This window comes from Bacillus sp. JJ1521 (assembly GCF_036965165.1).
GTDB lineage: Bacteria > Bacillota > Bacilli > Bacillales > Bacillaceae_L > Ferdinandcohnia.
Genome location: NZ_JBALOX010000120.1, coordinates 7,244 through 33,594 on the forward strand (window position 1 = coordinate 7,244; position 26,351 = coordinate 33,594).

Sequence of the window (26,351 nt, forward strand, 5' to 3'; positions counted from 1 at the left end):
AATCATCATCGTGGATAAAATCACTAAAAATACTATATTTTTTCCTTTGAAATTCATACGAGCTAAAGGAAAGGCTGCTAATGAACAAAATAATAATGGTAAAAGAACTCCCCAAAAGGCTAAAATTGTACTATTCCATAAGTATAGAGGTATAGGGAGTGTATCCCATACCTTAATAAAGTTATCTAAGGTAATATTTTCAGGAATAAACTGCGGAGGAAACGAAAAGATTGCTTCATTTTGTCCCTTTAATGCAGTTGAAACTGACCATAAAAAAGGAACAATCATACCAACCATTACGACTATCAAAAAGAAATAGGAGATAATCAGGCGAACAATCTTCCTTTTATTAGGTAGATTCCGAAACTGCCTTTTTGGTTTTATGTCTGGTACTATGTTGTTATTTGTTTGTGTTGTAGGCTGCATATACTACTCTACCTCCTTAAGACGGGTTATCCAGTGTCCGTTTATTTAACAAGGTCAAAATTAATATGATAATAAATAGAAGGAAAGAAATCGCACTTGCATATCCCATTTCCAATTGCCTAAATGCTTTTTCAAAAACAAGGAATACAACGGTTTTTGATGCCCCAATTGGTCCACCATCAGTCATTGTTAACATTAATGTAAATTCCTTGAAAGCTGACATTGTTGAGATGACGGCTGTAAAAAATATAATAGGCTTCAACATAGGAAACGTAATATGGATATGTTTTTGCCAAAACCCTGCCCCATCTAATTCAGCTGCTTCATATAAATCTGTTGGAACAGATTGTAAACCCGCAAGATAAAAAAGCATATAGTAACCCAAGCCTTGCCATATCGTTACAATCGCAAGACTAATCATGACAAATCCCCTGCTAGTTAACCAATCAATAGGACTTATCCCAATCAGGCTCAACAAATAATTAAAGATCCCGTCGCTTGCAAATAACCAGTTCCATAAAATTGCTGTGATTACAACGGAAACGAGTGCCGGGAAGTAATATGTTAACCGGAATAGCTTGATTCCAATTAACTGTTGATTAACTAGAATTGCTAGGAAAACTGGGAGCACGACAAGTGCAGGTGTAACTAATATCCAATAATACACCGTATTTTTTAATGCATTCCAAAACTCCTCGTCTTTAAATGCTCGAATGAAGTTTTCAAAACCTACCCAATCTACTGTACCCATGAATACATTGTAATCTGTAAAACTAAGACCTAGGGCAGCCAGAGATGGAAGTAAGGTAAACGTCGTTAACAATATACCGGTTGGCAAAAGAAATATCCAAGCGTGTCTTGCTTTATACATACAATCACTCCTACCATAGTCACGAATGCTAGTGGCGTTTCAATCATGCTACGAATTTAAGCTAAAAATGGTAAATAGTTATTTCTTAGAAAAGAAGGCATTCACTATGCCTAAGCAATCATGAATGCCATAGAAAATTTCTATCGTTCTATTATTTAGAAGAATCCGGGTTAGGTTATATCTTATTTCGTCTTTAGAAGCTCATTTATCTTAGCTTCAGCATCTTCAATCGCTTTCTGTGGATCTTTATCCTCTAACAAGACCTTTTGGAATTCTTCGTTTACTGCCTTATTTATCTCTGAAATATTCTCAACAGGAGCAAACATATCCTTTCCAATATCTAGCTGTTTTGCAGCATAAAATTTACCTTTTTCTGCAGGGTCATCAGAATTTTCACCTTGTGTGAAGAATTCATCAGCAGCAGCTTCTTTTACTGAAGGTAGGATTGCTACAATCTTACTGAATGCTAGTTGGCTCTCAGCATTTGTAACAAACTTAGCGAATTCAATTGCCTCATCAGGAGCCTTCGATTTTGCAGAAACAGCAATATTCATTATGGATACATGTCTAAAACCAGATGAACCAACGATTGCCGGTGCTGCATCAGATTTATCATATACTTCTGGTGAAAGGTCTTTAACCTGACGATATAGTTGTGGTCCAGTACTCCACCATGCTATTTTCTCTTGCGCGTACCACTCGTTTGGTTTCGCTTGAGCTAACAAAATTTCCTTAGGAATTAGACCCTTATCAAAACGCTCTTTAAACGTTTTAAATACTTCGACTGCCTCAGGTGTATTGATTGCTGCACTCTTTAGGTCTTCCGACACTAAAGGAATGCCATTTTGTGGTAAGAATAAATGAATGTCAATTGGCGTATTTCCATAAACTCCCAATTTTTCATAAAGGGCTTCAGACATTTCCCAAGCTTCTTCTTCGGTTGCAGGAGGATGGTCAAAACCTGCCTTTTCTAATAATTCCTTATTGTATAAAATACCACCAGTCGATAGATACCATGGAAGAGCATAGGTTTTATCACCTAAATTACCAGCTTCCCACACTCCTTCAAAGAAATCACTCTTAACATCTGCTGCTTTTTCTGTAAGATCTAGAACAGCCCCAACTGCTGCAAGTTTCTTAAGATAATCTGTGTTTAAGTTCATAACATCAGCAAGTTGACCGGAAGCTGCTGAAGTTAATGTCTTTTGTTCAACATTATCATATGGAATATCCTCCCATACAACTGTAACTCCAGGATTTTCCTCTTCAAACTGATCGACTAAACCGTTTATGTAATCATCAAATGTAGGGCTTAGTGAAATCGTCCAAAACTTAATTTCAACATTCTTTTTCTCATCTTTCTTACCTTCGTCATCTTTACCTGTACTTTCGTTGTTCGAACAGGCAGTTGCAACAAAAAGCATCAAAACGATCAGTAACACTGAAAGCCTTTTCAATCTTTTCAATTCGATTTCCCCCTTTTTTATTGAAGAAGAACTCACACCACAATGAAAATTTACTCCTAAAACGAAAGTAATAGTGAATATATTCTTCACATTTTATTCTATTGCATGAAAATTATCGTGTCAATACAATTGTTATAATCTTTAGAAATTTTAATCTATAAGTCATGAGTGTGCTTATTTACCTGTAATCTTCCAATGTTACTACTCTAATTCTGTGCTATAAGTTTTCTTTCACATAAGCAATTGTTTCATCGATATGCGAGATAATCCCTGGGGCATCATGCCCTGAAAATGGGTAAACAATGATTGATTTTTCTGCATCTATGTGATTGTATACGCCGTATATAGATTGAGGTGGGCAAATTAAATCCTTGAATGCTATAGAAACTCTTGTTTTACTTTTTATCCTTGAAGCTAAATTGAGATTGTCAAAATAGGAAAGTGTTTCAAAAACAGGTTTACTCTTTTCAGGGTATCTGTGCATAAAATTTTCGATACTAACAAGTGATCCTTCGAATTTTTGTTGGATAGCAAGTTCGATATTACACATATTCGGAACATCAGCCACTACTAATGAGGGACGATTGTCTAGTGCTGCAACCGCAAGAGAAATTCCCCCACCTAGGCTTGCTCCATGCAAGCAGATTCTTGATTTATCGATTTCCTCTCTGGTAAACACAACATCGACTGCACGTTTGCAATCAATATAGATCTTTCTATAATAATATTCATATTTATCAAGAATTCCTTGAGTAGCCCATGTTCCAGTAGCACCTATTGAATACAGTGTGTCCTCCCCGCTTTCACCATGCCCTCGACAGTCTACTGCCAAAACTGCATATCCCTGAATAATCCATTTCATATAATTAGATATCGAACCTTTGTTACCACCATATCCATGAAATGTAATGATACACGGTAAGCTTTTGGTTGGATTTTTAGGTAAAATATAAAAGGCATTTATGGGTGTACCTGCAAATCCCTTATAAAACAACTCGTATGCCTCAATTTGATTGATCGGGTAGTCTATCCTTTTCATTTGAATTTGGAGTGGTGTTGAAGTTGATTCCTTCAAGGTCTCTTCCCAAAATAGTTCAAAATCCTTCGCTTTAGTCTGCTCTGGTTTGTAATTCTCAAATTCTTTGATTTGTTGTTCGTAAAATAACATTGGTTCCCTCGATTCTTTGTTTTTTTATATGTTTTTCAGTTTATTTGCTAGGTTCATTTGGAAGATCAAACATGGAGTAAGATTCCATCATATGCAACCTTGATACCACTTGGAGCAAAGATTTCCTCAAGATCCTCATGCATTAGACCAATATTATGAGAAAAATGAGTCGCGATTATTTGTCCTTCATTCGTCATAATACTTTTTTCAAGAAAAACTTTCTGTATGTCCTTAACTGCTTCTATATTAAGGTGATTTCTTCTTTCTGGTAGTAGTCCATGTGTACAATCCAAAATGGCTACGTCTATTTTTTTTGTGGATAACCATTCCCACGTTTGTTCAGGAAACCAACCTGTGTCATGACCATGAAATATCCTTTTTCCATCCTTTTCAATATAAAATAGAAAACAGGTTTCTAACGGGTTATGATCTGCAGGGAGAGGAGTTACCTTTGCTGCACCCACCTGATATGTAGTAAACGGGTGCATTAAAGTAAATGTGAAATAATTTTCAGTGTGCCATAATACTTCTTTACATTTATGGATAGCTGCGTCATTACCGTAAATATGTAGCGGATATGAAAAATCATGAGCAAATCCTGGAGTTCTCATACCCAAATCTTTGGGATTAAAATGGTCCATATGTGTGTGGGTAAATAATAAATGTTCTACTTTTGAAAGATCGAGATTATGCGATAAGACATGATGATAGGTGTCCGGTGGAAAATCAATTTTAATGGTATCATCAATAATCGTTGAGGAACGGGTTCTGATATTCTTTCCCCCTAATTCTCTTGCCTTCTTACAGTGCGTGCAATTGCAAAATAACCCCGGAAATCCTTCCGCAGCAGCTGTACCTAAAATTTGTATCTTCATATAGTCTTCCTCTCTCTTTATATAAGTAGAATTTTTCACCATTTCTAATTGAAAGCGAGATATTTACCTATTTTAAGTATATGTTTAATAGACTAAAAATTCGAACTATTACAAAATAGTAAGAAAGAGCAGGTTTTTTAGACCCACTCTTCCTAATATATTACTTATCGGCTCGAACCATTTTAAGGAATCCAGGAATATGATGCGGAGCTTGACTAGGTTTTGCAAATTCCTCTTCTACAATTGGCCACCAGTCGAACAATTCTAGGTAGATTAAATCAAAGATCATAACACCATGTGTTAATTCGATATCCTTACGAAGAGCTTTACGGAACTGTTCTGGATTATTAATATATTGATTGAGATATAGACTTCCGTAAACAAATGTCGATTCATTAATGACATCCATAGCTAGTTCAGCAGAACCTTCAACACTATGTTCAGCAATTCTACCATTTGCAATTGCTTCTTCTTTTGTTACTTGTTCAAAGTACGTACCTGTCATGATGAAATCTAATGTTTCAGCATAACCAGTCTTGTGATAATCTGGTGAAGTCCAGCTATAATCCGGTTGATGTGTTTTACTTGCCCAGTTTACACCCTCGCTGTAATAATCAGAATACCATGCTCCTACATACGTACTAAAATAAACTTCGTCTTTAATATCATGGATTGTTTTCTCTGCCTTTTTAAAGAAAGACTGGATATTCCCTGCACGCCATTCAATCCATTTTTGGTAGAAAGGACCTTCTACAATATTTTGCTGGCCGTTCCCGTCAAATTTGATTTCAAAAATATCTTGTGGGAAATTCTCAACCTGTTGACCAATATACTCTTCAAATTTTTCACGGCTTAATTCACTAAAGTCAGCGTAAATATTATTGTATCTTGCGCGGTCTAGAACAATTCCATCCACATTATAATTTGTAACTAATTCTTCAATGATTCCTAATTCATAATTTTGGACATCCTTACGAATTGGGTTAACAAATGTTGAATGTCCTGCTGCTTGTGAAGAAGGTACAAGTTTTGTTTCAGTAGATGAGATATCGATTGCATCCCCAACCTTCACATGATCAAGTAGCCAAGTTCTTGCAGTACCGTGACCAGATAAAACGTAACCGTTTTCAGGAATTTCTAAGGCTGGAGTTCCAAATGTGTTTCGGTCAGAAACCTGTGTTACAATTCCATCTGTAACTTGAACTTCTGCCCCCCAACGGTTTGCTGGTGAGACATCATACTTGTCTGGAGTATACAGAACAAGATAATTTGTATTTCTTGTAGTATTTGAACCGTCAATTTTTCTTGTTTCTCCATTAGCTGCTGTGGCCACCCTTGAGCCTTCATAAATAACGGATTGCCATTCTGGGTTCTCATATGCTGGCCCTTCTTGGAAAGTTGTGCTTCCCTCTGAGAATACATTGATAGCCGCATGGACCTTTATTCCGAATTTATGTGCCTCTTCTATCACATTTTCTAATAAATCATAGTTCTCTGGGTATCCTTGAAATTTATCAATCCTCTTAGATGTACTTGCATGAGGAGCTAAATTACTATTGTAGGCAACAAAACCTGTTGAATTTTTTATATCTAGAATTATCGTGTCAATATTTGCTTTAGCCGTTTTGCCAACAATCTCTTTCACTTTTTCTTTCGTATTAAGATATTCGATATTTGCTGACAAATCATACCAGAGAATTCTAGCTTTTTTATCCGGATCTTTTACTATGTTTTGTAGTACATTCTTTCTAGCAGTATCATTCCCACCTTTTGCTGAAACCGGAATAACCAAAAAAGTTAACAATAAGAAAGCAGTAACAATAGCAATAAATTTTTTCATATTTCGCTCCCTCTTTTTCCTTTTCTATTCTGTTTACTTTTATGTATCTCAACGTTGCAAGAATGCCCACCCTCCTTTTTTGAATTATCTAAATAATAGCACATTTATTGTGAAAGAAGAATATTTTCTCCTTTCATTTAAAATAAACAGGAAAAATTATCTATATTTTTGGTTTATATAACTTTTTTTCACATAATCACCTAAGACTAAGGTCCTGTTTTTAAAGTAAAAAATATATTCTCTCAGTACACAAAAGACACCATTTTTAGCACTAGCCTGCTTTTTGTTATAATATAAGCTAATAGAAAGATTAGATAATGAGGTGAAATTTTATGGCTTTTGGCATTAATCGAAAGGAGCTTGTTGAGTGGAAGAAGAAGGTTTCCAAAGGGGAAATTGCCTTTCTTACTCATTATTGGATTNNGGAATGGGGACAGCAATATGGAATCCCTTCGAAATACATTCATAACAGGACAGGCTTCCCTCATTTTGATTTATTAGGTGAAAGACAGATTGAAATTTTACGAAATGAAAACATGCTACATCAACTAGATAGGTTCAAATGATAAGCAATTAGTACTATTTTCTTTTCAACAAATTTCTGTAAAATAATAAAAGGATTTGAAAGGAGAACAATGTTATGCTAAATGAATTTAAAAAATTTGCCCTAAAAGGCAATGTGATTGACCTTGCAGTCGGAGTCATTATTGGTGGGGCATTCGGTAAGATTGTGTCATCACTTGTGAATGATATTATTATGCCGTTAGTAGGATTTTTGCTAGGTGGTGTAGACGTTTCTAAGGCCTCTATCCCCTTTAATGGCGAGGCAATCATGTACGGTGCTTTTCTACAAACGGTTGTAGACTTTTTAATTATTTCTTTCTCTATCTTTCTTTTTGTCCGCTTTTTCCAGCGTTTCAAGAAAAACGAAGAAGAAAAACCTGCTGCTGAACCAAGTCCAACGAAAGAAGAACAGCTACTTACTGAAATTCGTGATCTCTTAAAAGAACAACGCGGGTAATTGAAAAAAGGTTGTCCAAAGTCTGATATAGACTGGACAACCTTTTTTATACTTCCCATGGAAGTGTAATGCTGAATTTCGATGCCATTTTCTCGTTTTCTTTTTTCCGTCTTTTTCGATTTTCCGCACGTTCTTTTGCAGATTCATGAAGCATCTTTTCTTCCTCAGACTTTGGAATTACTTTCGGAACCGGCTTAGATTTCCCATTCTCATCTAATGCAACAAAGGTTAAAAACGACAGTGCACAAATATTCCGTTCTCCTGTATATAAGTCCTCGGCGATAACCTTTACAAAAACCTCCATCGATGACCTTCCCGTGTAAGTCACAAAAGCCTCCAAACATACGGAACTACCTTCATGAATCGGGTGTAGAAAATCCACTGAATCTGTTGATGCGGTAACAACTGGAGAGCGTGAATGTCTTACTGCTGCAATCGAAGCAACATCATCAATATAGGCCATGAGTTTGCCACCAAACATCGTTCCATGATAATTCGTATCCGGCGGAAATACATTACTTGTCTTCACAACAAAAGATTCCCTACAATGCTTTGCCTCGTCCATATGTATATCCCCCTATTATTTTTATAGTATTCTTCTCATCATTTTTATTTGTAATTCATACCTCAATGAACATCGTATGCTTTTACAGTTTTAATTTCAATCATTTTTCAAGAAAAAACGTTAGCCAAATGGCTAACGCAGGTTAGGCAGTGAATTTTTGTTCAAGCCGTCCAAATGAATAAACACGATCAATAAACAAAGCATATATCGAAGCCAATATTTGCTGAAAGAGCATTCCGACAACAACTGGAACGGCAACTTCTGCTGGGAAGAAGGTAATTGCGATGACGGCACCTGCGCTAATATTACGCATACCTCCTGTAAAAATAAGAGCGATGATGACGTCTGAGTCTAATTTCATTAAACGACCGATTCCCCAGGCGATTAAATAGCCACAAAAGGCAATAATGAATACGACTACACCGATCATAATCAGTTTTGGGTTAACATTTTCTAAATAGGGAGCTATATCGGCACTATTAATCATGACAACGACTCCAAGTCCAATTTTTGAAAAAGGCGCCAAAGTCGGGCTAAGTTTTTTTGTACAATTGCCCTTTGTAAAATGATTAACGAGCATACCGAGAATTGATGGAAGCACAACCATGAAAAAGAGTCCCTGCATTATACTGAGTACATCCATTTCAACGTTACTTCCGACAAATAACTTTAAGCTATACGGCACGACAAATGGAGAAATCAATGTACTAATTAAAATAATAGTAAGTGTCAGTGCAATATTTCCGTGCTTCATCGCAACCCAGATAAAGCTTGAAATACCAGTAGGAATAACAACTGCTAAAATCAAGCCAGTGATGGTAAGGCTGTCACCCGGAAAGGTTAAATGACCAACAATCCAGGCCCAGGCAGGCATAATTAAATGTAAAGTAAAAAGTGCAATTATGATTGGAAATGGATGTGTGATTGCTTTTTTTAATGAACTAAAACTTGAACTTAATGCTCCTGAAAAAGTAATGAATGCAAAAAACCATGGTACTAAATATGAAAAAGGCGCTAAATATGCAGTAAGTAATACGCCTAATACTACACTTGTAGGTGTTATGAGTGGCATGAGTTTCTCTAATTTTTTGTTGAGTTTTTGTAACATCATCATTCTCCTAGTATATCAATCTACCACTATCAAATGCGCCAAGCGTATTTGCTGCCCGATTTTTAGGCCCNNTAGTCTTTGATCTTACTGATCAAAAATTACCTTTGAAAAATCGTGGCATCCGCCGGAGGCTTTACTTTATTCAGTCTGCTGAATAAAGTTAAAACCATTATTTAAGTATACTACAATTTTAGCATTTTAGAGGTTGTCTTATAAAGGTAATCAAAAAAATTGGGTTTTATTGCTAAGAATGAGAAAAGCATCATCACCATTGTGACAATGCTTTTCATTCATTTTTAACTCGGATCATTTTCATCATATGAAAGGGTTGTGACCTGTGTATAATCGCCCTTTTCAACTTCTTCCATTGATGCATCTTCTCTTAATTCGTCCTCTGTGTCCATTCCAACTGCAATTGTTGGTTCTTCCTTTTGTTGACGTTTTTTCATAGGTAACCACTCCTTTCCTTTTTAGTATTCCCCATTATTTTAGAATGGTATTTAAAATTGTAAGGCCCCGAAAGATGAGATTCGGGGCCTTTTTTATGCTAGTGACAATATTTCGGGAATAGTGACAGTATTTTGCTGATAGTCACAGTATTTTTGGATTAGTGACAGTATCCAGGGTTCGTTGCCCCTATAGGTATAAATTTTCCTAAACTTTCACCGGAACTTCTTCCTTCACAAATCCTTCTTGATAAATTCGACTGATAATCGATTCAATTTCCGGCTCTTCCACTGTTAAATCGGTAATATTATGGGTTTGTGTAATTTGAGAAATCACATCTGATGCAGAAAACTCATCACGATTGAAGCGGATCCACTTTCGGTTCCCTTCCACTTTGCAGAGTTCCCCGTTTGAAACGTGTAAGTCTACTCCATTTTCCTCGACATCGACAATCAAAGTCCGCATTTTCCCATAGCGAGACTTCACAGCGGCAATATCGCCATCATACACCTTTTGGCCATGATCAATCAGGACCATTCGTTTGCACAGCTTTTCAATGTCTTCCATATCATGGGTTGTTAAAATCACCGTCACGTTTCGAAGCTTATTAATTTCTTGAATAAATTCGCGCATTTTCTCTTTTGCAACAACATCAAGACCAATTGTTGGTTCATCTAAAAATAGGATGTCAGGGTCATGTAAAAGGGATGCAGCAATATCGGCCCTCATTCGCTGACCTAGTGAAAGTTGACGAACAGGTGTGTTCAAAAACTCACCTAAGCCCAATATATCTGAAAAAGTAGCCATATTTTCTTTATAACGTGCCTCTGGAACACGGTAAATTTCCTTTAGTAATTCAAATGATTCAATCGTTGGCAAGTCCCACCAAAGCTGTGTCCGTTGACCAAAAACAACACCAATTTTTTTCGCGTTTTCCTTACGATTTTCATACGGGATAATCCCGTTTACACGAATAGAACCGCTTGATGGAACTAGGATTCCAGTAAGCATTTTAATCGTTGTTGATTTCCCAGCACCATTTGGTCCAATATATCCAACCATTTCCCCTTTTTCAATTGAAAATGAAATATCCTTAACCGCTTCTTTTATTTCAAATTGCCGGTTTATAACACTTTTTAAGGCACCAACGAAACCGGTCTCCCTTTTTGCAATCTTAAACTCTTTTCTTAGATTTTCAACTTCAATAATAGCCATTACACGCCCCCCTTTATCACGATCCGGCACTTTTATATCGACTAAGTCCAAGCATCCACACATTATACGCAATTATAAAAAACACGATTCCCACAAGCGGTGTAAAATACCCGATATAGGAAGGAAAATAAGGTGTTTCCTTATCTAAAATCACCGCCGCCGGGAAGTAGTTCACAAATCCAAATGGAACGACAAACGCTGTTACCCATTGGACCAACTTCGGATAAATGGAAAGCGGATAGTTCGTTAAATTTCGGGCTGGATACATCACGACCCAATAAAAACGCTCTGATTTTGTGGTCCAAAAAGCAATTGCGGAAATGAAAACGAGTAGCCCACCTTGAACCAAAATTCCACCTATTACAGCACCAAGTAAAAAGAGGATTTTACCAAATTGCCAATGAATATCAAGGGCATTGCTTACCCAAATAAAAACAAGAATGCTAAATATGAACTGACCCGCTGCCCCAATATCAAATTTCATCGCCATAAAATGAAAGAATGGATTAATGGGTCGAACGAGAAACCGGTCAAAGGTCCCATTTACAATATATGTATCCAAGCTTCTAAAATGGAAAAAGAGAATGATACAAAATCCCCATGACAACACGGCAAACGCAAATAAAAACAGCAACTCATAGAAATTCCATTTTCCTAGTTCTTTAAATTGATAGAGCATGATCCACATTGTAACAGCCGTTCCAGTATAGGCGGCAACCATTCCAACAATGCGCATGATAAACGCAAAACGATACTGCATTTGGGCACGTACACCTGCCCCAACAAGACGAAAATATAAACGAACATAATCTATTATTTTCTTCATCATTTACCCTCCCTGCACAATCACTTTGTTTGAAGCTTTACGCCAAACAAAACGGAGGGTTCCGTAAGACACAGCCACCCAAAATAGCTGAATACCAAAAGATAGAAACACAGCGCTTCCCGAAATTTCTTCTATGAAAATAGCATTCGGAATAAAATAGATTCCTTGAAATGGTAAATATGTCGCAAACGTTTGCAACCACCCAGGGAAAAACCATAACGGTATGACAGATCCGGATAAAAGTGAAACAGAAAAATAAAAGATATCCTCGATTCCCCCTGTTTCAATGAGCCAAAACGTAAATAAGCCAAATGTCAGCTCAATACAGTACCGAATGAGAAAACCTAAAAACCCCGAAATAATAAATAAAACCCACGTCTGCCATGTGGTTGGCAAGCTCAGATCAACAAATAAAAACAAGACAATATATAACGGAACTAATGCGGTTAGCATATAAAATGCGACACTGCCAAAATCGGCAAACAAATATCGTAGAGGCACATCAAATGGTCTCATTAATTCGAGCGCAATATCGCCCGTTCGAACCTTTTCCTGCAGTTCCCACAACGGCGTTCCAGCACCATTCACTGCCGTTAAAAACTGACTGACGACGACATAAGTAAGCATAGCGGTTAAAGATATCCCACTTGCTTCTTCTTTACCAGCATAGAGTGCATACCAAATCGACATCCACATTAACAAAAAGATGATATTAGAAACCAGCCTGGTCCACACATCAAATCGATAGGCGGCTGATCTCATAAAGGCTTTTTTCGTAAAAGCCGTATACATTTTTACCGTATCCATCAAGTCACCTCTATCAAACGATCAACAGTTTAAGCTTTTAACAGATTTTTCTTTATAGTAGCATAATTGTCTATCTTTCGACTAGGCTCTTTCTCTCTTTTTGGAGCCAAATCTAGTAACGCTCTGTTCTATCAAGATGGCGACAACTGTTCCAAGAACGAGTCCGTTATTTAAAATAGATGTTAAAATAGGTGGCACATCCTGAAAAGCGCTTGAGGGCACAAACATTGACCCTACCCCTACAAATAAAGAAAAAACAATAATCATCCGGGAACGACTTTTATTAACCAGATTTTCAAATGCAGCTAAAGCTGGCAGCATTAGATTTGCGAAAATAATAAATACCGTTGCATACCCAATCGGTGCTGGCAATCCCGAAACAAAGTTCATTATTTTAGGAAAAAAACTAATCCCAACTAAAATAAAACTACCAACAATAAACGGAAGTCTTGTATTTATTTTCGTAGTCGCAATAAAACCTGCAGCTCCTGAGATCGGAACGGGTGCGACCGCTGAAAAAAGTCCCGCAAGAATTTGGTTTACTCCCGCCATAAATCCTGCCGGGCGAAATCTAGTCTTTTCAGTTTTAATATTTTGGGACTGTAGCACCTGCTCGACAACTCTTACACTCGCGATTAAATTCGTTAATAATAATAGAGTTACAAGGATTGATGTAGCGATCATGCCACTATCAAAAACCGGATTCCCAAAGGCAAAAATGTGAGGAGCTTCAATTAATTTATCCGAGGTGACTTTGATTGGCTCAGTTAAACCAAACACAGCAAAAATGATCCAACCAAGGGCTAAGCTGATAAGAACCGAGTATTGCCTTAATGCTCTTGGCCCTTTTTCTGCAAAAATAAATGTAAAAAGAATAATAAAAAGACAAAATCCGGCGATTTTTAGATTTACCGTTTCTTCACCACGGTAGCCAACCCCGAAGATACCATTTAAGAACGAACCACTCAACTGGAGAGAAAGTAATATTAAATAAGTACCCGTTACAACAGGTGTAAACAACTTTGAAAGTCGATCAATAACCCCCAATACACTTAGAAGCATAAACAGAATCCCACTAACTAAAATTCCCGCTTCTATCGCTCGGAGCGTCTCATCTCCTGACCCGTACAAAGTTGGTCCTAAACCAGCATAAATAATAAAAACGCCCCACCATAAGCCAGCAGGTCCTTCATTAATCGGCAAACGATGCCCAAAATACACTTGAACCAAGCCTGATAACCCGAGTACAAGGAATGTCCGTGCTACAAAGCTTGCAGTTACAGTTGGATCCATTCCATAAAGAGCCGCAATCGCGATTGGCGCCACAATTGAACTCGCTATAATAAAGGCTAGCCATTGTAATGAACTAAAAAAAACTTTCAACTTCCTCATCCCTATTCTAAAATGTCTGCACTCTCATTTTATCATTATTTTCAATATGTGAATGTTTGTTATAATGATTATATGCTCTAATTTTAGCATATGGAGGAAAATTTATGATTCGTTTTGGAGTGGTCGGAACCAATTGGATAACAGATGCCTTTTTAGAAGCAGCAATTGGTATCGAAGATTTTTCATTAACTGCTGTTTACTCACGTACGGAGGAACGCGCAAAAGAATTTGCGGAAAAATATCAAGCGCCCTATACGTTTACTTCGATTGAAGAAATGGCGCAATCTAATGTCATTGATGCAGTTTACATAGCAAGCCCTACATCCTTTCATGCCTCTCAAGCCATTATTTTATTTAATCATGGCAAGCATGTTCTTTGTGAGAAGCCAATTGCCTCAAATACGAGAGAACTAAAGGAAATGATTCAAGCAGCAAAAGATAATAAAGTGCTTTTAATGGAGGCTATGAAATCGGGATTTCTCCCTTCTTATTCAAGCATTCGAGAGAATCTACATAAAATTGGTCCAGTACGGCGATATTTTGCGAGCTATTGTCAATATTCATCCCGCTATGATGCTTATAAGAAAGGAACGATATTAAATGCTTTCAAACCTGAATTTTCGAATGGTTCGTTAATGGATATTGGCGTGTATTGCGTGTATCCGATGGTGCAATTATTCGGAAAGCCAGATTCTATTAAAGCAAGTGGACTGATGCTTGATTCTGGCGTGGATGGCGAAGGTAGTATTCTTGCTCATTATAAGGAGATGGAGGGAATGATGATGTTTTCGAAAATCACGAATTCTTATATCCCTTCTGAAATTCAAGGTGAAAATGGCAGCATTCTTATTGATAAAATTTCATCTCCCGAGAAAGTTGAAATTCGCTATCGGGATGGCAGAGTTGAGGATATCTCCATACTTCCCGAGCAACACACGATGTATTACGAAGCAAAGGAATTTATTGAGCTTGTTAAAAATGGTTCATTGGAATCAAGAATTAACTCTTATGATAATTCAATCACTGTCATGGAAATTCTTGATGAAGCCCGAAACCAAATGGAGTTAGTGTTTCCAGCAGATCGATAAATGTTAGCTATATCATTCTGGCTGAAACATCGGGGTTTTGCGTTACCTTTTTGACTGTTTCCGAGGGCAATTGGGCACGATTACGTGGTTTGCGTTACCAAATTGGCTTTTTCCAAGAGCGATTAGGTACGATTACGCGGTTTACTTTGCCCTTTTAGTTATTTCCATGAACAATTGGGCACGATTACGTTGTAAAAAAAGGCGCTTGCGAATTTTTAGCCGCAAGCGTCATTTTTTACCTCATAACTTTTTCAATGCATCTGCAACTGGCTCAAAGCCACTAACAAGGTCGAAGGATTGATGATATGTATGTTCCTCTGTTAAGGAAGCTACAATCACTTTTGCAACATCCGCACGAGGGATTGTATTACTTGTTAAATTCTTACCAACCGTAATCTTCCCAGTGCCTTCTTCATTTAATAAACCACCAGGTCGAACAATGGTATAAGTTAAATCACTTTGTTCGAGCATTCGATCCGCATAGTGTTTTGCCACATAATAATGACGAATGGCCCCACCCCATTTTTCACGGTCATTTGCACCTAACGCACTTACCATCACAAAACGATTAACTCCACTTTGTTCTGCCGCTTCAATTGTTTTCACAGCCCCATCAAGGTCGATTAATAATGTTTGATCTGGACCTGTGTGACCACCAGAACCTGCAGTAAATACAAGCGCGTCACAGCCCGAAATCGCGTCACGAATTTTATCAACACTGTCTGCAATACTTGCCAAAACTGTTTCAACACCCAAATTCTCAAAATGGGCTACTTGCTCTTGTTTACGTACCATCGCAATCGGCGTATGCTCACTACTTTCCTTTAAAAGCTCCACCACATGTTTTCCAATTTGTCCATTTGCTCCAACTACACAAACTTTCATCCTTCTAGCCCCTTTCAACAGTATTTCTTCTATTATTACAAGTTAGGAAGGGGATATCAAAGGAAACGGCTTTTAATGAAAAAAGGACCACTGAGCGTATGTACTCGTGTGGCCCTACAATTTATACATATAGTGATTGTGCTTGCATGCGGTACATTTGGGCATAGATGCCACCATGAGCCAATAGTTCGTCATGGGTACCTTGTTCTTTAATAACACCTTTCTCTAATACGAGAATGCGGTCTGCGTTTTTGATTGTTGAAAGGCGGTGAGCAATAATAAAAGTAGTACGTCCTTTCTTTAGAACCTCCATAGCATGTTGAATGATCTCTTCTGTCTCCGTATCAATATTTGAAGTGGCTTCATCCAATATTAAAATGGCAGGGTCAAACGCTAATGCACGTGCAAATGAGATAAGTTGGCGTTGACCAGATGAAAGTGTACTTCCTTTTTCAATAACCGGTTCATCGATCCCTTTTTCAAGATTCTTCAGGACTCGTTCTGCACCAACTGCTTGTAATGCCTCTTCTACTTTCTCTCGAGTTATTTTCGGGTCATTCAAGCTGACATTCGAGGCGATGGTTCCTGTGAACAAATACGGATCCTGTAAAACGATTCCCATATGCTCTCGGATTGTCTGTCTTGGCAATGACGTGATGTCGATTCCATCGATATAAATCTTCCCTATCGATGGATCATAGAATCGGAATAGTAAATTCATGATTGAGCTCTTTCCTGAACCGGTATGACCAACTAAAGCAACCGTTTCACCACGTTTTGCCTCAAATGATAGATGCTTTAATACATATTCATCATCTTTATAGGCAAAAGTGACATCTTCGAATACAACATGCCCATCATATCTGGGCATTGTTTTCACTGATACCTCTTCGCCATTTAAATCCAACACATCAAACACGCGTTTCCCTGCAACAAGAGAGCGTTCAAGTTGTGAAAACTGATTCACAACATTCGTAATTGGATTAAATAGCCTTGTTAAATAGTCAACAAAGGCGTATAGCGTACCAGCCGATGCAACTTCCCCAACTGATAATGATTGCGTTCCAAAATAGAAAATGAAAATCGTGAACATGATAAGACGCAATGTATTGACTAAATTAAAAGAAGTGGCTGAATCTAATAACAATAATTTTCTTCCATATGCATAATGCACATCATTCATCTCATCAAATTCCTTCGTCATTTGCTTTTCACGACGAAAGGCTTGAATAATTGTCATTCCCTGAATAGATTCATTAATCATGGCATTGATATCGGCAATTTTTTTACGAATCACCTTATTATACTGTGATGCGTATTTCCGGTATAAAATCATCCATATATACATGATTGGAATCATAAGCAATGCAAGCATCGCCATTTTCCAATTCAGTATAATAAGTGCAATGTAAACACCCGCAATGGAAATAAAACTTGTTGCAAAGTTAGATAGTACCTGCACGTATAAATTTCGAACAGCCTCTGTATCATTCGTAACCCTCGCAACAATTTTTCCAGCAGGTCGCTGATCAAAGTATTGGATTGGCAATGTATGAATATGACCAAATACATCCTGGCGCAATTTTTGGATAACGCGGTTGGCCCCAACCTGTAAATAGATATACATAAAATATCGCAAAATCGCAGTTGCAATTGCTAAAACTAAATATAAGCAAAGCAACCAGGCAATCGGCTGAACTTCAATTTTACCAATGACCATATACTCATCGATAATGTACTTTGCAATAAATGGACCTGCAAGATCTGTAAATACTGCAATCGTTAAGAAAAATAACCCCCAAAAAATTGGTCCCTTGTAATACATCGCATATTTTGTTAATCGTTTTCCTGTACTCATGCCCCGTCCCCCTCTAACTGCTGACGGTCAAATTGTTCCTTATACCAGCCATTTTGTCTTAGAAGTTCTTCGTGAGTCCCTTGTTCTGTAATTTGTCCTTCATCCAGCACAATAATATGGTTAGCGTGTTGAACACCGGATAAGCGATGTGTCGTAATGATCGTTGTTTTATCGCTGCGCTCATTCTGAATGTTTTCAATGATTCGTGCCTCTGTTTTCGCATCAACCGCTGACAGCGAATCATCTAGGATTAATATTTCTGGATCTTTGATAAGCGCACGAGCAATTGATACACGTTGCTTTTGTCCTCCAGATAAGGAAACTCCTTTTTCTCCTACAAGGGTTTCAAGACCCCTTGGTAAGTTTTCCAAGTCTTTTTTAAAGTATGCTAAGTGAATAGCCTTCTCAATTTCAGCATCTGTAGCATCTTCTTTTCCAAACAAAATGTTTTCTCGAATCGTACGCGAAAATAACACGTGATCCTGTGGAACATATCCAATCCAATCAAGTATTTGTTCCTTCGTTTGTGACGCAATGTCAATCCCAGCAATACTGAGTTGACCCTTTTGTAATGGATATTCACGTAATAATTGTCGTAAAAATGTTGTTTTACCTGCACCTGTTTTCCCTACTATACCAAGTGTTTCTCCTTTTTTTAGTGCCAGGGTTATCTTCTGTAAATTTCTTACCTGACTCGTTGGATATTGAAACATTAAATCGTGGAATCCAATATTATACGGTGTCGAAACGGCAACAGGGTTAATGATGTTTTTTACATCAGCTTTATAATTAAGTGTTTCTTGCACACGATCTAGTGAAGCGTTTCCTTGTTGCATGACGTTTATCAGCTCACCAATCGCAAAAATTGGCCATACTGCAAGACCTAAATAGACATTAAAAGTAACAAGTTGACCGACTGTCATTTCACCATTTGCGACGAGATAGGCACCATACCCGAGTGCGACAACATAGCTTATACCCGTTCCAACCTTGGTAATCGGACCGAATAAAGCATTGATCTTCGCTGTGTGGATATTTTTCTGGTACACTTCTTCACTTTTATCGGCAAACTCTTTTTCATCTTTCTTTTCCTGAACATAGGCACGAATGACTCTCACACCTGCGACAGACTCTAGAACATTGTCATTTAATTCTCCAAAAACATCCTGTGCTTTCATATATCGCTCATGTACAATTTTTCCTAAATACTGAATGAGCACAGCCATTATCGGAACTGGCAGCATCGAAAAGAATGTTAATTTCCACGAAATCATGAACCCCATTGCAAAAATAATCGTACCTAAAAACAAAGTGGAATCGATTAAGGTCATAATTCCAAAACCAGCTGTTAGCGAAACGGAATTTAAATCATTCGTAGCACGTGCCATTAAGTCACCTGTACGGTTCTTCTCATAAAAAGTTGGTGTCATTTTTAAAAACTGGAGCATCAGTTTTCGGCGCATTAATTTTTCAAGATTTAATGAACCTTCAAATAAGCGGTACTGCCAAAAAAAATTCAAGAAATAGCCAGCAACAATAATTGCTACGAAAATTAGAATATATTGAATCAATAACGCCCTTGTCATGTCCCCTGCTGTTAAAACATCAATAATCGATCCAAGCAAATATGGTGGAATAACCTCCAACACAGTAGCGATCATTAATAGGACAATTGCAATTGTATATTGCAACCAATATTTTTTAAAAAACCAGCCTAGCTTTCCTAATACCTCAAACATATCTCATACCCTCTCTCTCTTTCATGACTGAAAGAACCCGAGCTACCCACTATCTAGCAACTCCTTTTTGAAAATCAATACTCGTCGTTTGTTCCACATTGTCTCTACTCCCTTTCAGTCGAATTCACTAAAAAATTTCACACAAAAAAGATGCATACCCTAAAAAGAGCATGCATCTTTTGTAAAAGGTATAGTTGGCGTACCAATACCTTTTATTGCGTTAGGATTCTATAATCCTACAAATAAGAGGTATGGACAATGTATAAAATTGTTGTTTAGGTTGCGTTTATTGAGATCTCTCATTGTCCTTTCCTCCTTTGTAAATTTTTTATTAGTGTTCTTGAAGATTACCATTTTTTTCATACAATTGTCAACTATCAAATTACTGTTTTTCTTCGTTGTTTCAAAAAATGGGTGAAATCTCGTCACGAATAAAAACAAAAGGACTAACAAAAAATGTAAGTATTACTTGATAAAGTTTGGGGGCTAAGATGTTGGACATTCCTGAATTAGTTTTACGCATTTTCCTCGGTTTTATAATCTTATTTTCGCTTACTCGAATCTTAGGAAGAAAAGAAATAAGCCAAATGACTTTTTTTAATTTTGTGTCTGCGATTGCAATAGGTTCGATTGCTGCCAACTGGATCACGACGAAAGACTTCAGTATCCTCAACGGAATCCTCGCCCTGGGTGGATGGGCTCTTTTTACATTGTTCATGAGTTTTATCGATATAAAATCTAAATCAGCAAGAAAAATCACAACAGGAGATCCAATTATTATAATTAAAAATGGAAAAATTATGGATCATGCTCTAAAAAAAAGTCGACTTGATATTGATACATTAAATGCGATGCTAAGACAAGAAAACGTCTTTTCAATGGCAGATGTAGATTACGCCATTTTTGAAACAAATGGGATGCTATCTGTTCTGAAAAAAGAAGGTAAGCAATCATTGACTAAAAGCGATATGAATATTGCCCCTGCCATAACAAAAATCTATCCAATCCCAACTGGGGTCATATCCGATGGGAAGATCATAACAAAAAATTTATCAAAACTGAATTTAACGCAAAATTGGCTCGACCATCAGCCTAGTCAAGCAGGAATAACATCGCCTTCTGACGTCATGTATGCAGAAGTGCAACAGGATGGCTCACTTTTCATAGATAATAAGGGACATATCCTACATTAAAATCGATGAAGTATTAAAAAAGTGTAAAGCATGAGGGCATGTGTCAAATTTGGACATGATTCTTGAAGATCGTACAAGCAGAATCTGATAAAAATGATTCAAAAGCGACTTTTTTTGAGGAGGTTTTCATACAATGCTTTTAGAGGTGATGACAAATGGCAAGAGTTAAATATACAGAAGCCGACGTCAATTTAGTAGCGAGGATGATGAGAGCAGAAGCCGAAGCAGAAGGACGACTAGGGATGCTGATGGTTGGTAATGTTATTGTAAATCGAGCTGTCGCCGAATGCTTAGATTTTAAAGACGTAAGATCAATTCGTGAAGTTATTTTTCAGGTACAAGGAGGAAATTATTCGTTTGAGGCCGTACAAAAAGGGAATTTGTTTTATAATCCAGCAAGAGAGGTTGAAAAAAAATTGGCTAGGCAAACATTAACCCATTGGAGACAACATCCTTCAAAGTTTTCTCTTTGGTACTTTAATCCGTATGCTCCGTGTCCGCCAACCTGGTATGGTCAACCATTTGCAGGACAATTTAAAAATCATTGTTACTATGAACCGGAGGCTAATACATGTGATAGTGTCTATAGAGGATAACCCCACGGATAGTGGGGTTCTTTTATGCATCCCATTTTTTTATCATGCACAAGGCAATTGTCGATTATGAAAACTTCGCATCAATATTTCGTAAATGATCAAGGTCTTTTTCCTTCACAAGTAAGCTTGTGACGATATAAGTAATAAGCGAGAAAAGTACAGGCAAGACTACAGAATGCATCCCAAAAACCTCCGGATAGGTCGTATAAATCAGAATATAACTTCCAACACCAACAAGGATTGAGGATATGGCTCCATATTTATTCCCTCGTCTCCAATACAATCCAAGCACAACTGGCCATATAAACGCAGCCTCTAGCCCACCGAATGCAAATAAATTTAGCCAAATGAGCAAATCGGGAGGATTAATCGCCAATATGAAGACAAGGACTCCAATCAAAGCTGTTACACTCATACTCATTCGTTTAACAACTTTCTCAGATGCATCAGGCTTTATGTAATTTAGATACACATCTTTTACAATCGATGAACCAACTATTAATAATAATGAGTTAACAGTAGACATGATCGCAGCCATCGGTGCAGAAAGAACAACCCCAGCTAACCAGGGCGGTAATACCTCCATCGCCAACAACGGCATAACCGTATCTGGAACTTCAATCCCGGGAAGAATCGCTCTAGCAAATACACCTGATAAATGCATGCCAAGCATGATAAAGCCAACTACAATCGTTCCGATAATCATCGCTTGGTGCATCGCTTTTGCATGTCGATATGACATTGCCCGTACAGCAATCTGAGGCAATCCAACAACTCCTACCCCCACAAGAATCCAAAACGAAGATAAATATAATGGAGTAAGGGAACGATCATGCCCAAATGGTGAGACGAGGTTTGGATTTTGCAAGGTAAGCTCTTCTATTATTGCTGGTACTCCCCCACCTGCAATAATAGTTCCTAATAAAATGATTAAGGTCCCGACAAACATGATAATACCTTGGATTGTCTCTGTTAGAGCGACAGCACGAAACCCACCAATCGTTACATAAACTAAAATAGAAACTGCAAAAATAAATAATGAAGATGTATAAGACAAACCTGTCAAGGACTCAATTAACCTGCCTCCACCAACCCATTGGGCAGTCATCGATGCAAATAAAAAAATAATAATACTTCCTGATGATAGTAAAACAACCCATTTCGAATTATAGCGCTCCTTTAAAAAATCAATCAGGGTTACAGCATTGATTTTACGTGCCACAATCGCAAATTTTTTCCCTAAAACGGCAAGAACAAAATACCCTGTGACCACTTGAATCATCGCAAGCAATACCCAGCCGAGCCCTATATTGTAGGCAGCACCTGGACCACCAATGAAGCTACTGGCACTTCCATACGTAGCAACCATTGTCATGGCAAGTACAAATCCACCTAGCTCACGACTTCCTAAAAAATAATCTTGGAGAAATCCAGTGCTTTCCTTCAAATGTCCTGCAGCATAAATACCAATAAAAAAAATAATAACTAATAAACCAAGGAAAGGAATCATAACTTCCCAATTCATAAGGAATCCCCTCCCTCGTCTTCTTCAAACGGTACTTCTTTAAAGATCGATTTTACAAGAATGATGACTAAAAAGACAACAACTAGAAACCCAACTACACAACTATAAAAGAACCAGCTTGGAAAACCGGCAATATAACTATATTCGTCAACAGGTTTTGACCCTAATCCATAAGCAAAACCAAACCACCATAGGAAGTTAAAGACAGCTAAACCGACTCCAATTAGCGCTTCCTTTTTGGCAACCTTGTATCTTCGATCACCTGTATATTTTCTCTTATCCATTCTGAATACCCCTCAATTAATGATTAGAATGATCTTATATTCCCTATCCTACCCAAAAATCGTCTTTCCTCATCAAAAAAGCTACCTAAGAACCATGCTTAGGTAGCTTTAGACTAATTTATTCAGCTGATTTTTCACCATCAATTAAATAATTGTACTCAGATCGATTGACAGGTTCGAATCCTGTTGGATTATAAAATCTTAACAAGTCACCATTTACAACCTTATCAGAAGTAGCTAATTTTTCTTCAACAATGTCTTGAAGCTTTTTCGCAGTATCTAGCTGGTCTTCTGTAATTTCAGTACCTGTTGCTGAATCATAAAACTTACCCTCGACTGCAGTAATTGTTGGACTTGCGAAATCACCATTACGGAATGGAACGACTTGATCATGTTGCTCAGACAGTAAATCTGTACCGAATTGGACATAATCTTTTGTATCAATTCCAAGCAAGTGTAAAAGAGTTGGAAGAAGATCGATTTGACCACCGTATTGGTGCGAGACCCCACCTTCCATTCCTGGAACACGGATAAACAATGGTACCCGTTGAAGTGAAGTATTATCAAATGATGTAATTTCTTCTTTTTCTAAAACTTGCTTCATGGCTTTATTATGGTTTTCAGAAATACCATAATGGTCACCATACATAATGATTATCGAATTATCGTATAAGCCTTTTTCTTTTAAATCATTGAAAAATTGCTCTAATGCTTCATCCGCATATCGTGCAGTTTGAAAATATCGATCAACCGAACGATCACCTGTTGTATGTGGTGCAAGGGTTGCATCCTCATCATTAATTTTATAAGGATAGTGATGCGTTACTGTAATAAATTTTGAATAAAACGGCTGTGGTAATGTCTCTAATAAATCTGCTGATTGTTCATAAAATGGTTTATCCATTAATCCATATTCAGCAAGATCTTCTGAATTCATTTGATAATAATTTGAATCAAAGAAATGATCAAAACCAAATGATTTGTAGATTTCATTACGATTCCAGAAGCTTCCTGAGTTACCGTGAAATACAGCAGATGTATAGCCCTCTTGTCCAAGGATTGCTGGTGCTGCTTGATATGTGTTCAAGCCTTTCGTTGTAAAAGCAGATCCCTGTGGAAGACCATATAGTGAGTTTTCAAGAATAAACTCCGCATCAGCAGTTTTACCTTGTGCTGTCTGATGGAAGAAATTATCAAAATAAAATGTATTTTCATCCCTAGTTAATGAGTTAAGGAATGGTGTTACCTCTTCACCATGCAGCTCGTAATTGATTAAGAAGTTTTGCATGGACTCGAGGTGTAGATAAATCACGTTCATGCCTTTACCTGCACCAAAATAGGCGGGATTTGGTTCAGCATAGTTTGCTTTTGTATAGTTAATAACTTCAATACTGTCATTACTGTCCGCTAAAGCTCTTTGTGTAGAAGCCTTTGTGCTTTGAACAGCATCATAAATGGTATAGTTGTACATACCTAAATATTTCACAATATAATGGCGGTCAAACCCACGTGTTAAAAGCTGTGGACGATCAGCCTCTGCAAGTGTAAGGTTAACAGCTGAAATTAAAATCGCAAACGCAAATAATGCAGCTACTTTTAAACCCTTCAAGCTTGTTGTCGTTTCAATCTTCACGAATTTAAATACCAGAAGTGCGACTAATACGATAAAGTCAACAAAGAACAAGAGATCATACGGTCTCAAAAGTGAAACAACACTACCGCTCACATCGCCAAAGTTTTGTGTTTGGAACAATGTTGGCAATGTAATAAAGTCACTAAAGAAACGGTAATATAAAATATTCGCGTATAAAAGGAAAGACATTAAAAAATAGATAATAAGAAGTCTTCTATATCTCTTTTTCCCTTTCCCTAAAAATGCAAGACCTAAAAAGAATAATGCCGATCCAAGTGGATTCAAAAATAATAAAAATGTCTGCAATGTATTATCTATACTAATGTTAAACTCAGTTGATTGCGAAATGAATGTTTTCATCCAAAGAAATAGCACCGCTAATAAATAAAAGCCAAAAAAACTAGAGAAGATATTTTGACCACGTTTCAGAATGTTCTTTTTCATGATTGCACCTACCTTCAATCTAAACAAAAATTAAATTCAATACCCAAAACCCTAAAAACTATTTTATCAATCAAATATGAACAAATTGTTAATAGCTGAAATAAAATTTACATTTGCGATACATTCAATTACTTTACTACNNATTTTCTTAAAACTAGATGTATCCCCTTACATCCTTGCCTGTACATGGTTTGTACAAACATTTATAAATTACGTTCCATCCTTCAACTTTATGACCACTTTTCCTTTACAAATTATGCAAAAGAAAAGACGAAACGGTTACTTTCAATTATACTACTATAATAGGAATTACTTTAAATGGAAAGGGCTATTCGAACTATGTTTATTCTTGTGATTCTCCTATTTCTTTTGCTTTATAGTAGTATGAGCTTCCTTTTTGGGTATATGGGATGGGTATGGCTCAAACATTCATTTTCATTTCGACATAAAAAGACATATACCTTAGTCATTCTGGTTCTATCCTTAACCATCTTTGTTGGTTATTCTACATCATCTGCCATTCTCCAGACTATTGGATATTATTGGTTCATCCTAGCAGGTTTTGGACTCATTCTCCTACCAATCACAACGGTATTATTCTTCCTTTTAAAAAAGAAAAGGATTCGCGAAATTGGATATGGGGTGATCACGGTGTACATCCTTATCTTTAGCTTTGGGACTTTCTATACATGGAGTCCCGTTGTGCAAACCTATGATATTTCGATCAAGAAAAATGTCGAACGAAATGATTTGAAAATTTTAATGGCTTCTGATTTTCACCTTGGCAGTATTGTTGGTAAAAACCATCTTCAAAAATTTGTGCATTTAATAGAAGAAACTCGTCCAGATATTGTGTTGCTCCCTGGTGACCTCATCGATGATCACATTGAGCCATATATAAAGGAAAACATGGGCGAGATCATGAAAAAAATTGATGCACCACTCGGCGTCTATGCCACACTAGGAAATCATGATTACTACGGAAGTGATAATGAAAAAATTGTCGAAGAAATGGAGAAGCTCGGAATTGAGGTTTTAACAGATGAAGTAACCATGATTGAAAATGAGATCTATAT

At 37.2% G+C, this 26,351-nt stretch carries 25 protein-coding genes; 6 read left to right on the forward strand and 19 right to left on the reverse strand.

The genetic code is table 11. From position 1 onward, the window contains the following. From V7147_RS16295 to V7147_RS16320, 6 genes are all read right to left on the reverse strand, one after another. Nucleotides 1-426, reverse strand: a 426-nt coding sequence (locus V7147_RS16295; RefSeq protein WP_438824605.1) for a carbohydrate ABC transporter permease, incomplete at its 3' end; no start/stop codon positions are given. Between the two features lie 16 nt (nt 427-442). Further along, entirely contained in the window at nt 443-1,297 is an 855-nt protein-coding gene (locus V7147_RS16300; protein WP_335368886.1) for a carbohydrate ABC transporter permease, read from the reverse strand. A 182-nt stretch (nt 1,298-1,479) separates the two neighbouring features. Beyond that, the gene (locus tag V7147_RS16305) at nt 1,480-2,763 is read right to left on the reverse strand and encodes an ABC transporter substrate-binding protein (protein WP_335368887.1); all 1,284 of its coding nucleotides are present in this window, start codon (nt 2,761-2,763) and stop codon (nt 1,480-1,482) included. A gap of 217 nt (nt 2,764-2,980) precedes the next feature. Beyond that, nucleotides 2,981-3,931: an acetylxylan esterase gene (locus V7147_RS16310; RefSeq protein WP_335368888.1), complete on the reverse strand. Its 951-nt coding sequence runs from the start codon at nt 3,929-3,931 to the stop codon at nt 2,981-2,983. A gap of 65 nt (nt 3,932-3,996) precedes the next feature. After that, nucleotides 3,997-4,806 carry an MBL fold metallo-hydrolase gene (locus V7147_RS16315; protein WP_335368889.1) on the reverse strand — a complete coding sequence of 270 codons (810 nt, stop codon included), beginning with the start codon at nt 4,804-4,806 and terminating at the stop codon, nt 3,997-3,999. 160 nt (nt 4,807-4,966) lie between these two features. Next, nucleotides 4,967-6,646 (reverse strand): alpha amylase family protein, encoded by a 1,680-nt coding sequence (locus tag V7147_RS16320; protein ID WP_335368890.1) that lies wholly within the window; start codon nt 6,644-6,646, stop codon nt 4,967-4,969. A gap of 332 nt (nt 6,647-6,978) precedes the next feature. Between V7147_RS16320 and V7147_RS16325 the strand changes: the two genes are divergently transcribed. After that, complete coding sequence (locus V7147_RS16325) at nt 6,979-7,212, forward strand: hypothetical protein (protein WP_335368891.1); 234 nt, start codon at nt 6,979-6,981, stop codon at nt 7,210-7,212. 74 nt (nt 7,213-7,286) lie between these two features. Beyond that, nucleotides 7,287-7,667: a large conductance mechanosensitive channel protein MscL gene (gene mscL, locus V7147_RS16330; RefSeq protein WP_335368892.1), complete on the forward strand. Its 381-nt coding sequence runs from the start codon at nt 7,287-7,289 to the stop codon at nt 7,665-7,667. Between the two features lie 46 nt (nt 7,668-7,713). Here the strand turns inward: mscL and V7147_RS16335 are convergent, their stop codons facing one another. The 7 genes from V7147_RS16335 to V7147_RS16365 all read right to left on the reverse strand — a co-directional run bounded on the left by V7147_RS16335 (nt 7,714) and on the right by V7147_RS16365 (nt 14,021). Next, complete coding sequence (locus V7147_RS16335; protein ID WP_335368893.1) at nt 7,714-8,232, reverse strand: acyl-CoA thioesterase; 519 nt, start codon at nt 8,230-8,232, stop codon at nt 7,714-7,716. Nucleotides 8,233-8,374: 142 nt separating this feature from the next. Then, complete coding sequence (locus V7147_RS16340) at nt 8,375-9,340, reverse strand: bile acid:sodium symporter family protein (RefSeq protein WP_335368894.1); 966 nt, start codon at nt 9,338-9,340, stop codon at nt 8,375-8,377. Nucleotides 9,341-9,639: 299 nt separating this feature from the next. Then, nucleotides 9,640-9,792: a hypothetical protein gene (locus tag V7147_RS16345; RefSeq protein WP_335368895.1), complete on the reverse strand. Its 153-nt coding sequence runs from the start codon at nt 9,790-9,792 to the stop codon at nt 9,640-9,642. Nucleotides 9,793-9,997: 205 nt separating this feature from the next. Then, complete coding sequence (locus V7147_RS16350; protein WP_335368896.1) at nt 9,998-11,005, reverse strand: ABC transporter ATP-binding protein; 1,008 nt, start codon at nt 11,003-11,005, stop codon at nt 9,998-10,000. Between the two features lie 16 nt (nt 11,006-11,021). Then, nucleotides 11,022-11,831 (reverse strand): ABC transporter permease, encoded by an 810-nt coding sequence (locus V7147_RS16355; protein WP_335368897.1) that lies wholly within the window; start codon nt 11,829-11,831, stop codon nt 11,022-11,024. A 3-nt stretch (nt 11,832-11,834) separates the two neighbouring features. Further along, complete coding sequence (locus V7147_RS16360) at nt 11,835-12,638, reverse strand: ABC transporter permease (protein ID WP_335368898.1); 804 nt, start codon at nt 12,636-12,638, stop codon at nt 11,835-11,837. Between the two features lie 81 nt (nt 12,639-12,719). Next, complete coding sequence (locus V7147_RS16365) at nt 12,720-14,021, reverse strand: purine/pyrimidine permease (RefSeq protein ID WP_335368899.1); 1,302 nt, start codon at nt 14,019-14,021, stop codon at nt 12,720-12,722. A 113-nt stretch (nt 14,022-14,134) separates the two neighbouring features. Here V7147_RS16365 and V7147_RS16370 point away from each other — a divergent pair, with 113 nt between their 5' ends. Next, the gene (locus tag V7147_RS16370) at nt 14,135-15,118 is read left to right on the forward strand and encodes a Gfo/Idh/MocA family oxidoreductase (protein WP_335368900.1); all 984 of its coding nucleotides are present in this window, start codon (nt 14,135-14,137) and stop codon (nt 15,116-15,118) included. A 240-nt stretch (nt 15,119-15,358) separates the two neighbouring features. On the opposite strand, the gene V7147_RS16375 is transcribed toward V7147_RS16370, so the two are convergent. From V7147_RS16375 to V7147_RS16385, 3 genes are all read right to left on the reverse strand, one after another. Further along, a complete protein-coding gene (locus tag V7147_RS16375; RefSeq protein WP_335368901.1) occupies nt 15,359-16,003 on the reverse strand; it encodes an SDR family oxidoreductase in 645 nt (214 codons plus the stop codon). Between the two features lie 121 nt (nt 16,004-16,124). Further along, the gene (locus V7147_RS16380; protein WP_335368902.1) at nt 16,125-17,861 is read right to left on the reverse strand and encodes an ABC transporter ATP-binding protein; all 1,737 of its coding nucleotides are present in this window, start codon (nt 17,859-17,861) and stop codon (nt 16,125-16,127) included. Beyond that, nucleotides 17,858-19,600: an ABC transporter ATP-binding protein gene (locus V7147_RS16385; RefSeq protein ID WP_335368903.1), complete on the reverse strand. Its 1,743-nt coding sequence runs from the start codon at nt 19,598-19,600 to the stop codon at nt 17,858-17,860. The genes V7147_RS16380 and V7147_RS16385 overlap by 4 nt, the downstream gene beginning before the upstream one ends. A gap of 494 nt (nt 19,601-20,094) precedes the next feature. On the opposite strand from V7147_RS16385, the gene V7147_RS16390 reads away from it, so the two are divergent. Both V7147_RS16390 and V7147_RS16395 read left to right on the forward strand, forming a co-directional pair. Beyond that, complete coding sequence (locus V7147_RS16390; protein WP_438824606.1) at nt 20,095-20,793, forward strand: YetF domain-containing protein; 699 nt, start codon at nt 20,095-20,097, stop codon at nt 20,791-20,793. Between the two features lie 155 nt (nt 20,794-20,948). After that, nucleotides 20,949-21,389, forward strand: a complete 441-nt coding sequence (locus V7147_RS16395; protein ID WP_335368905.1) for a cell wall hydrolase — start codon at nt 20,949-20,951, stop codon at nt 21,387-21,389. Between the two features lie 64 nt (nt 21,390-21,453). On the opposite strand, the gene panF is transcribed toward V7147_RS16395, so the two are convergent. The 3 genes from panF to V7147_RS16410 all read right to left on the reverse strand — a co-directional run bounded on the left by panF (nt 21,454) and on the right by V7147_RS16410 (nt 25,275). Continuing rightward, nucleotides 21,454-22,914, reverse strand: coding sequence for a sodium/pantothenate symporter (panF, locus tag V7147_RS16400; RefSeq protein WP_335368906.1), 1,461 nt, complete (start codon nt 22,912-22,914; stop codon nt 21,454-21,456). Next, on the reverse strand, nt 22,911-23,198 hold the full coding sequence (locus V7147_RS16405) for a YhdT family protein (RefSeq protein WP_335368907.1): 288 nt from the start codon (nt 23,196-23,198) through the stop codon (nt 22,911-22,913). Before V7147_RS16405 ends, panF begins: the two co-directional genes overlap by 4 nt. 118 nt (nt 23,199-23,316) lie before the next feature. Continuing rightward, nucleotides 23,317-25,275 (reverse strand): LTA synthase family protein, encoded by a 1,959-nt coding sequence (locus V7147_RS16410; RefSeq protein WP_335368908.1) that lies wholly within the window; start codon nt 25,273-25,275, stop codon nt 23,317-23,319. Nucleotides 25,276-25,593: 318 nt separating this feature from the next. Here V7147_RS16410 and V7147_RS16415 point away from each other — a divergent pair. Next, nucleotides 25,594-26,351 (forward strand): metallophosphoesterase (locus tag V7147_RS16415; RefSeq protein ID WP_335368909.1); only part of this gene is annotated, 758 nt, incomplete at its 3' end.

What these genes read in the sequence shown, in the direction of transcription:
- V7147_RS16410 (WP_335368908.1), bottom strand. Translation starts at nt 25,275, where the DNA reads ATGAAAAAGAACATTCTGAAACGTGGTCAAAATATCTTCTCTAGTTTT.
- V7147_RS16345 (WP_335368895.1), bottom strand. Translation starts at nt 9,792, where the DNA reads ATGAAAAAACGTCAACAAAAGGAAGAACCAACAATTGCAGTTGGAATG.
- V7147_RS16405 (WP_335368907.1), bottom strand. Translation starts at nt 23,198, where the DNA reads ATGGATAAGAGAAAATATACAGGTGATCGAAGATACAAGGTTGCCAAA.
- V7147_RS16315 (WP_335368889.1), bottom strand. Translation starts at nt 4,806, where the DNA reads ATGAAGATACAAATTTTAGGTACAGCTGCTGCGGAAGGATTTCCGGGG.
- V7147_RS16395 (WP_335368905.1), top strand. Translation starts at nt 20,949, where the DNA reads ATGGCAAGAGTTAAATATACAGAAGCCGACGTCAATTTAGTAGCGAGG.
- V7147_RS16385 (WP_335368903.1), bottom strand. Translation starts at nt 19,600, where the DNA reads ATGTTTGAGGTATTAGGAAAGCTAGGCTGGTTTTTTAAAAAATATTGG.
- V7147_RS16300 (WP_335368886.1), bottom strand. Translation starts at nt 1,297, where the DNA reads ATGTATAAAGCAAGACACGCTTGGATATTTCTTTTGCCAACCGGTATA.
- V7147_RS16370 (WP_335368900.1), top strand. Translation starts at nt 14,135, where the DNA reads ATGATTCGTTTTGGAGTGGTCGGAACCAATTGGATAACAGATGCCTTT.
- V7147_RS16360 (WP_335368898.1), bottom strand. Translation starts at nt 12,638, where the DNA reads ATGGATACGGTAAAAATGTATACGGCTTTTACGAAAAAAGCCTTTATG.
- V7147_RS16380 (WP_335368902.1), bottom strand. Translation starts at nt 17,861, where the DNA reads ATGAGTACAGGAAAACGATTAACAAAATATGCGATGTATTACAAGGGA.
- V7147_RS16375 (WP_335368901.1), bottom strand. Translation starts at nt 16,003, where the DNA reads ATGAAAGTTTGTGTAGTTGGAGCAAATGGACAAATTGGAAAACATGTG.
- V7147_RS16335 (WP_335368893.1), bottom strand. Translation starts at nt 8,232, where the DNA reads ATGGACGAGGCAAAGCATTGTAGGGAATCTTTTGTTGTGAAGACAAGT.
- panF (WP_335368906.1), bottom strand. Translation starts at nt 22,914, where the DNA reads ATGAATTGGGAAGTTATGATTCCTTTCCTTGGTTTATTAGTTATTATT.
- V7147_RS16350 (WP_335368896.1), bottom strand. Translation starts at nt 11,005, where the DNA reads ATGGCTATTATTGAAGTTGAAAATCTAAGAAAAGAGTTTAAGATTGCA.
- V7147_RS16310 (WP_335368888.1), bottom strand. Translation starts at nt 3,931, where the DNA reads ATGTTATTTTACGAACAACAAATCAAAGAATTTGAGAATTACAAACCA.
- mscL (WP_335368892.1), top strand. Translation starts at nt 7,287, where the DNA reads ATGCTAAATGAATTTAAAAAATTTGCCCTAAAAGGCAATGTGATTGAC.
- V7147_RS16320 (WP_335368890.1), bottom strand. Translation starts at nt 6,646, where the DNA reads ATGAAAAAATTTATTGCTATTGTTACTGCTTTCTTATTGTTAACTTTT.
- V7147_RS16340 (WP_335368894.1), bottom strand. Translation starts at nt 9,340, where the DNA reads ATGTTACAAAAACTCAACAAAAAATTAGAGAAACTCATGCCACTCATA.
- V7147_RS16355 (WP_335368897.1), bottom strand. Translation starts at nt 11,831, where the DNA reads ATGAAGAAAATAATAGATTATGTTCGTTTATATTTTCGTCTTGTTGGG.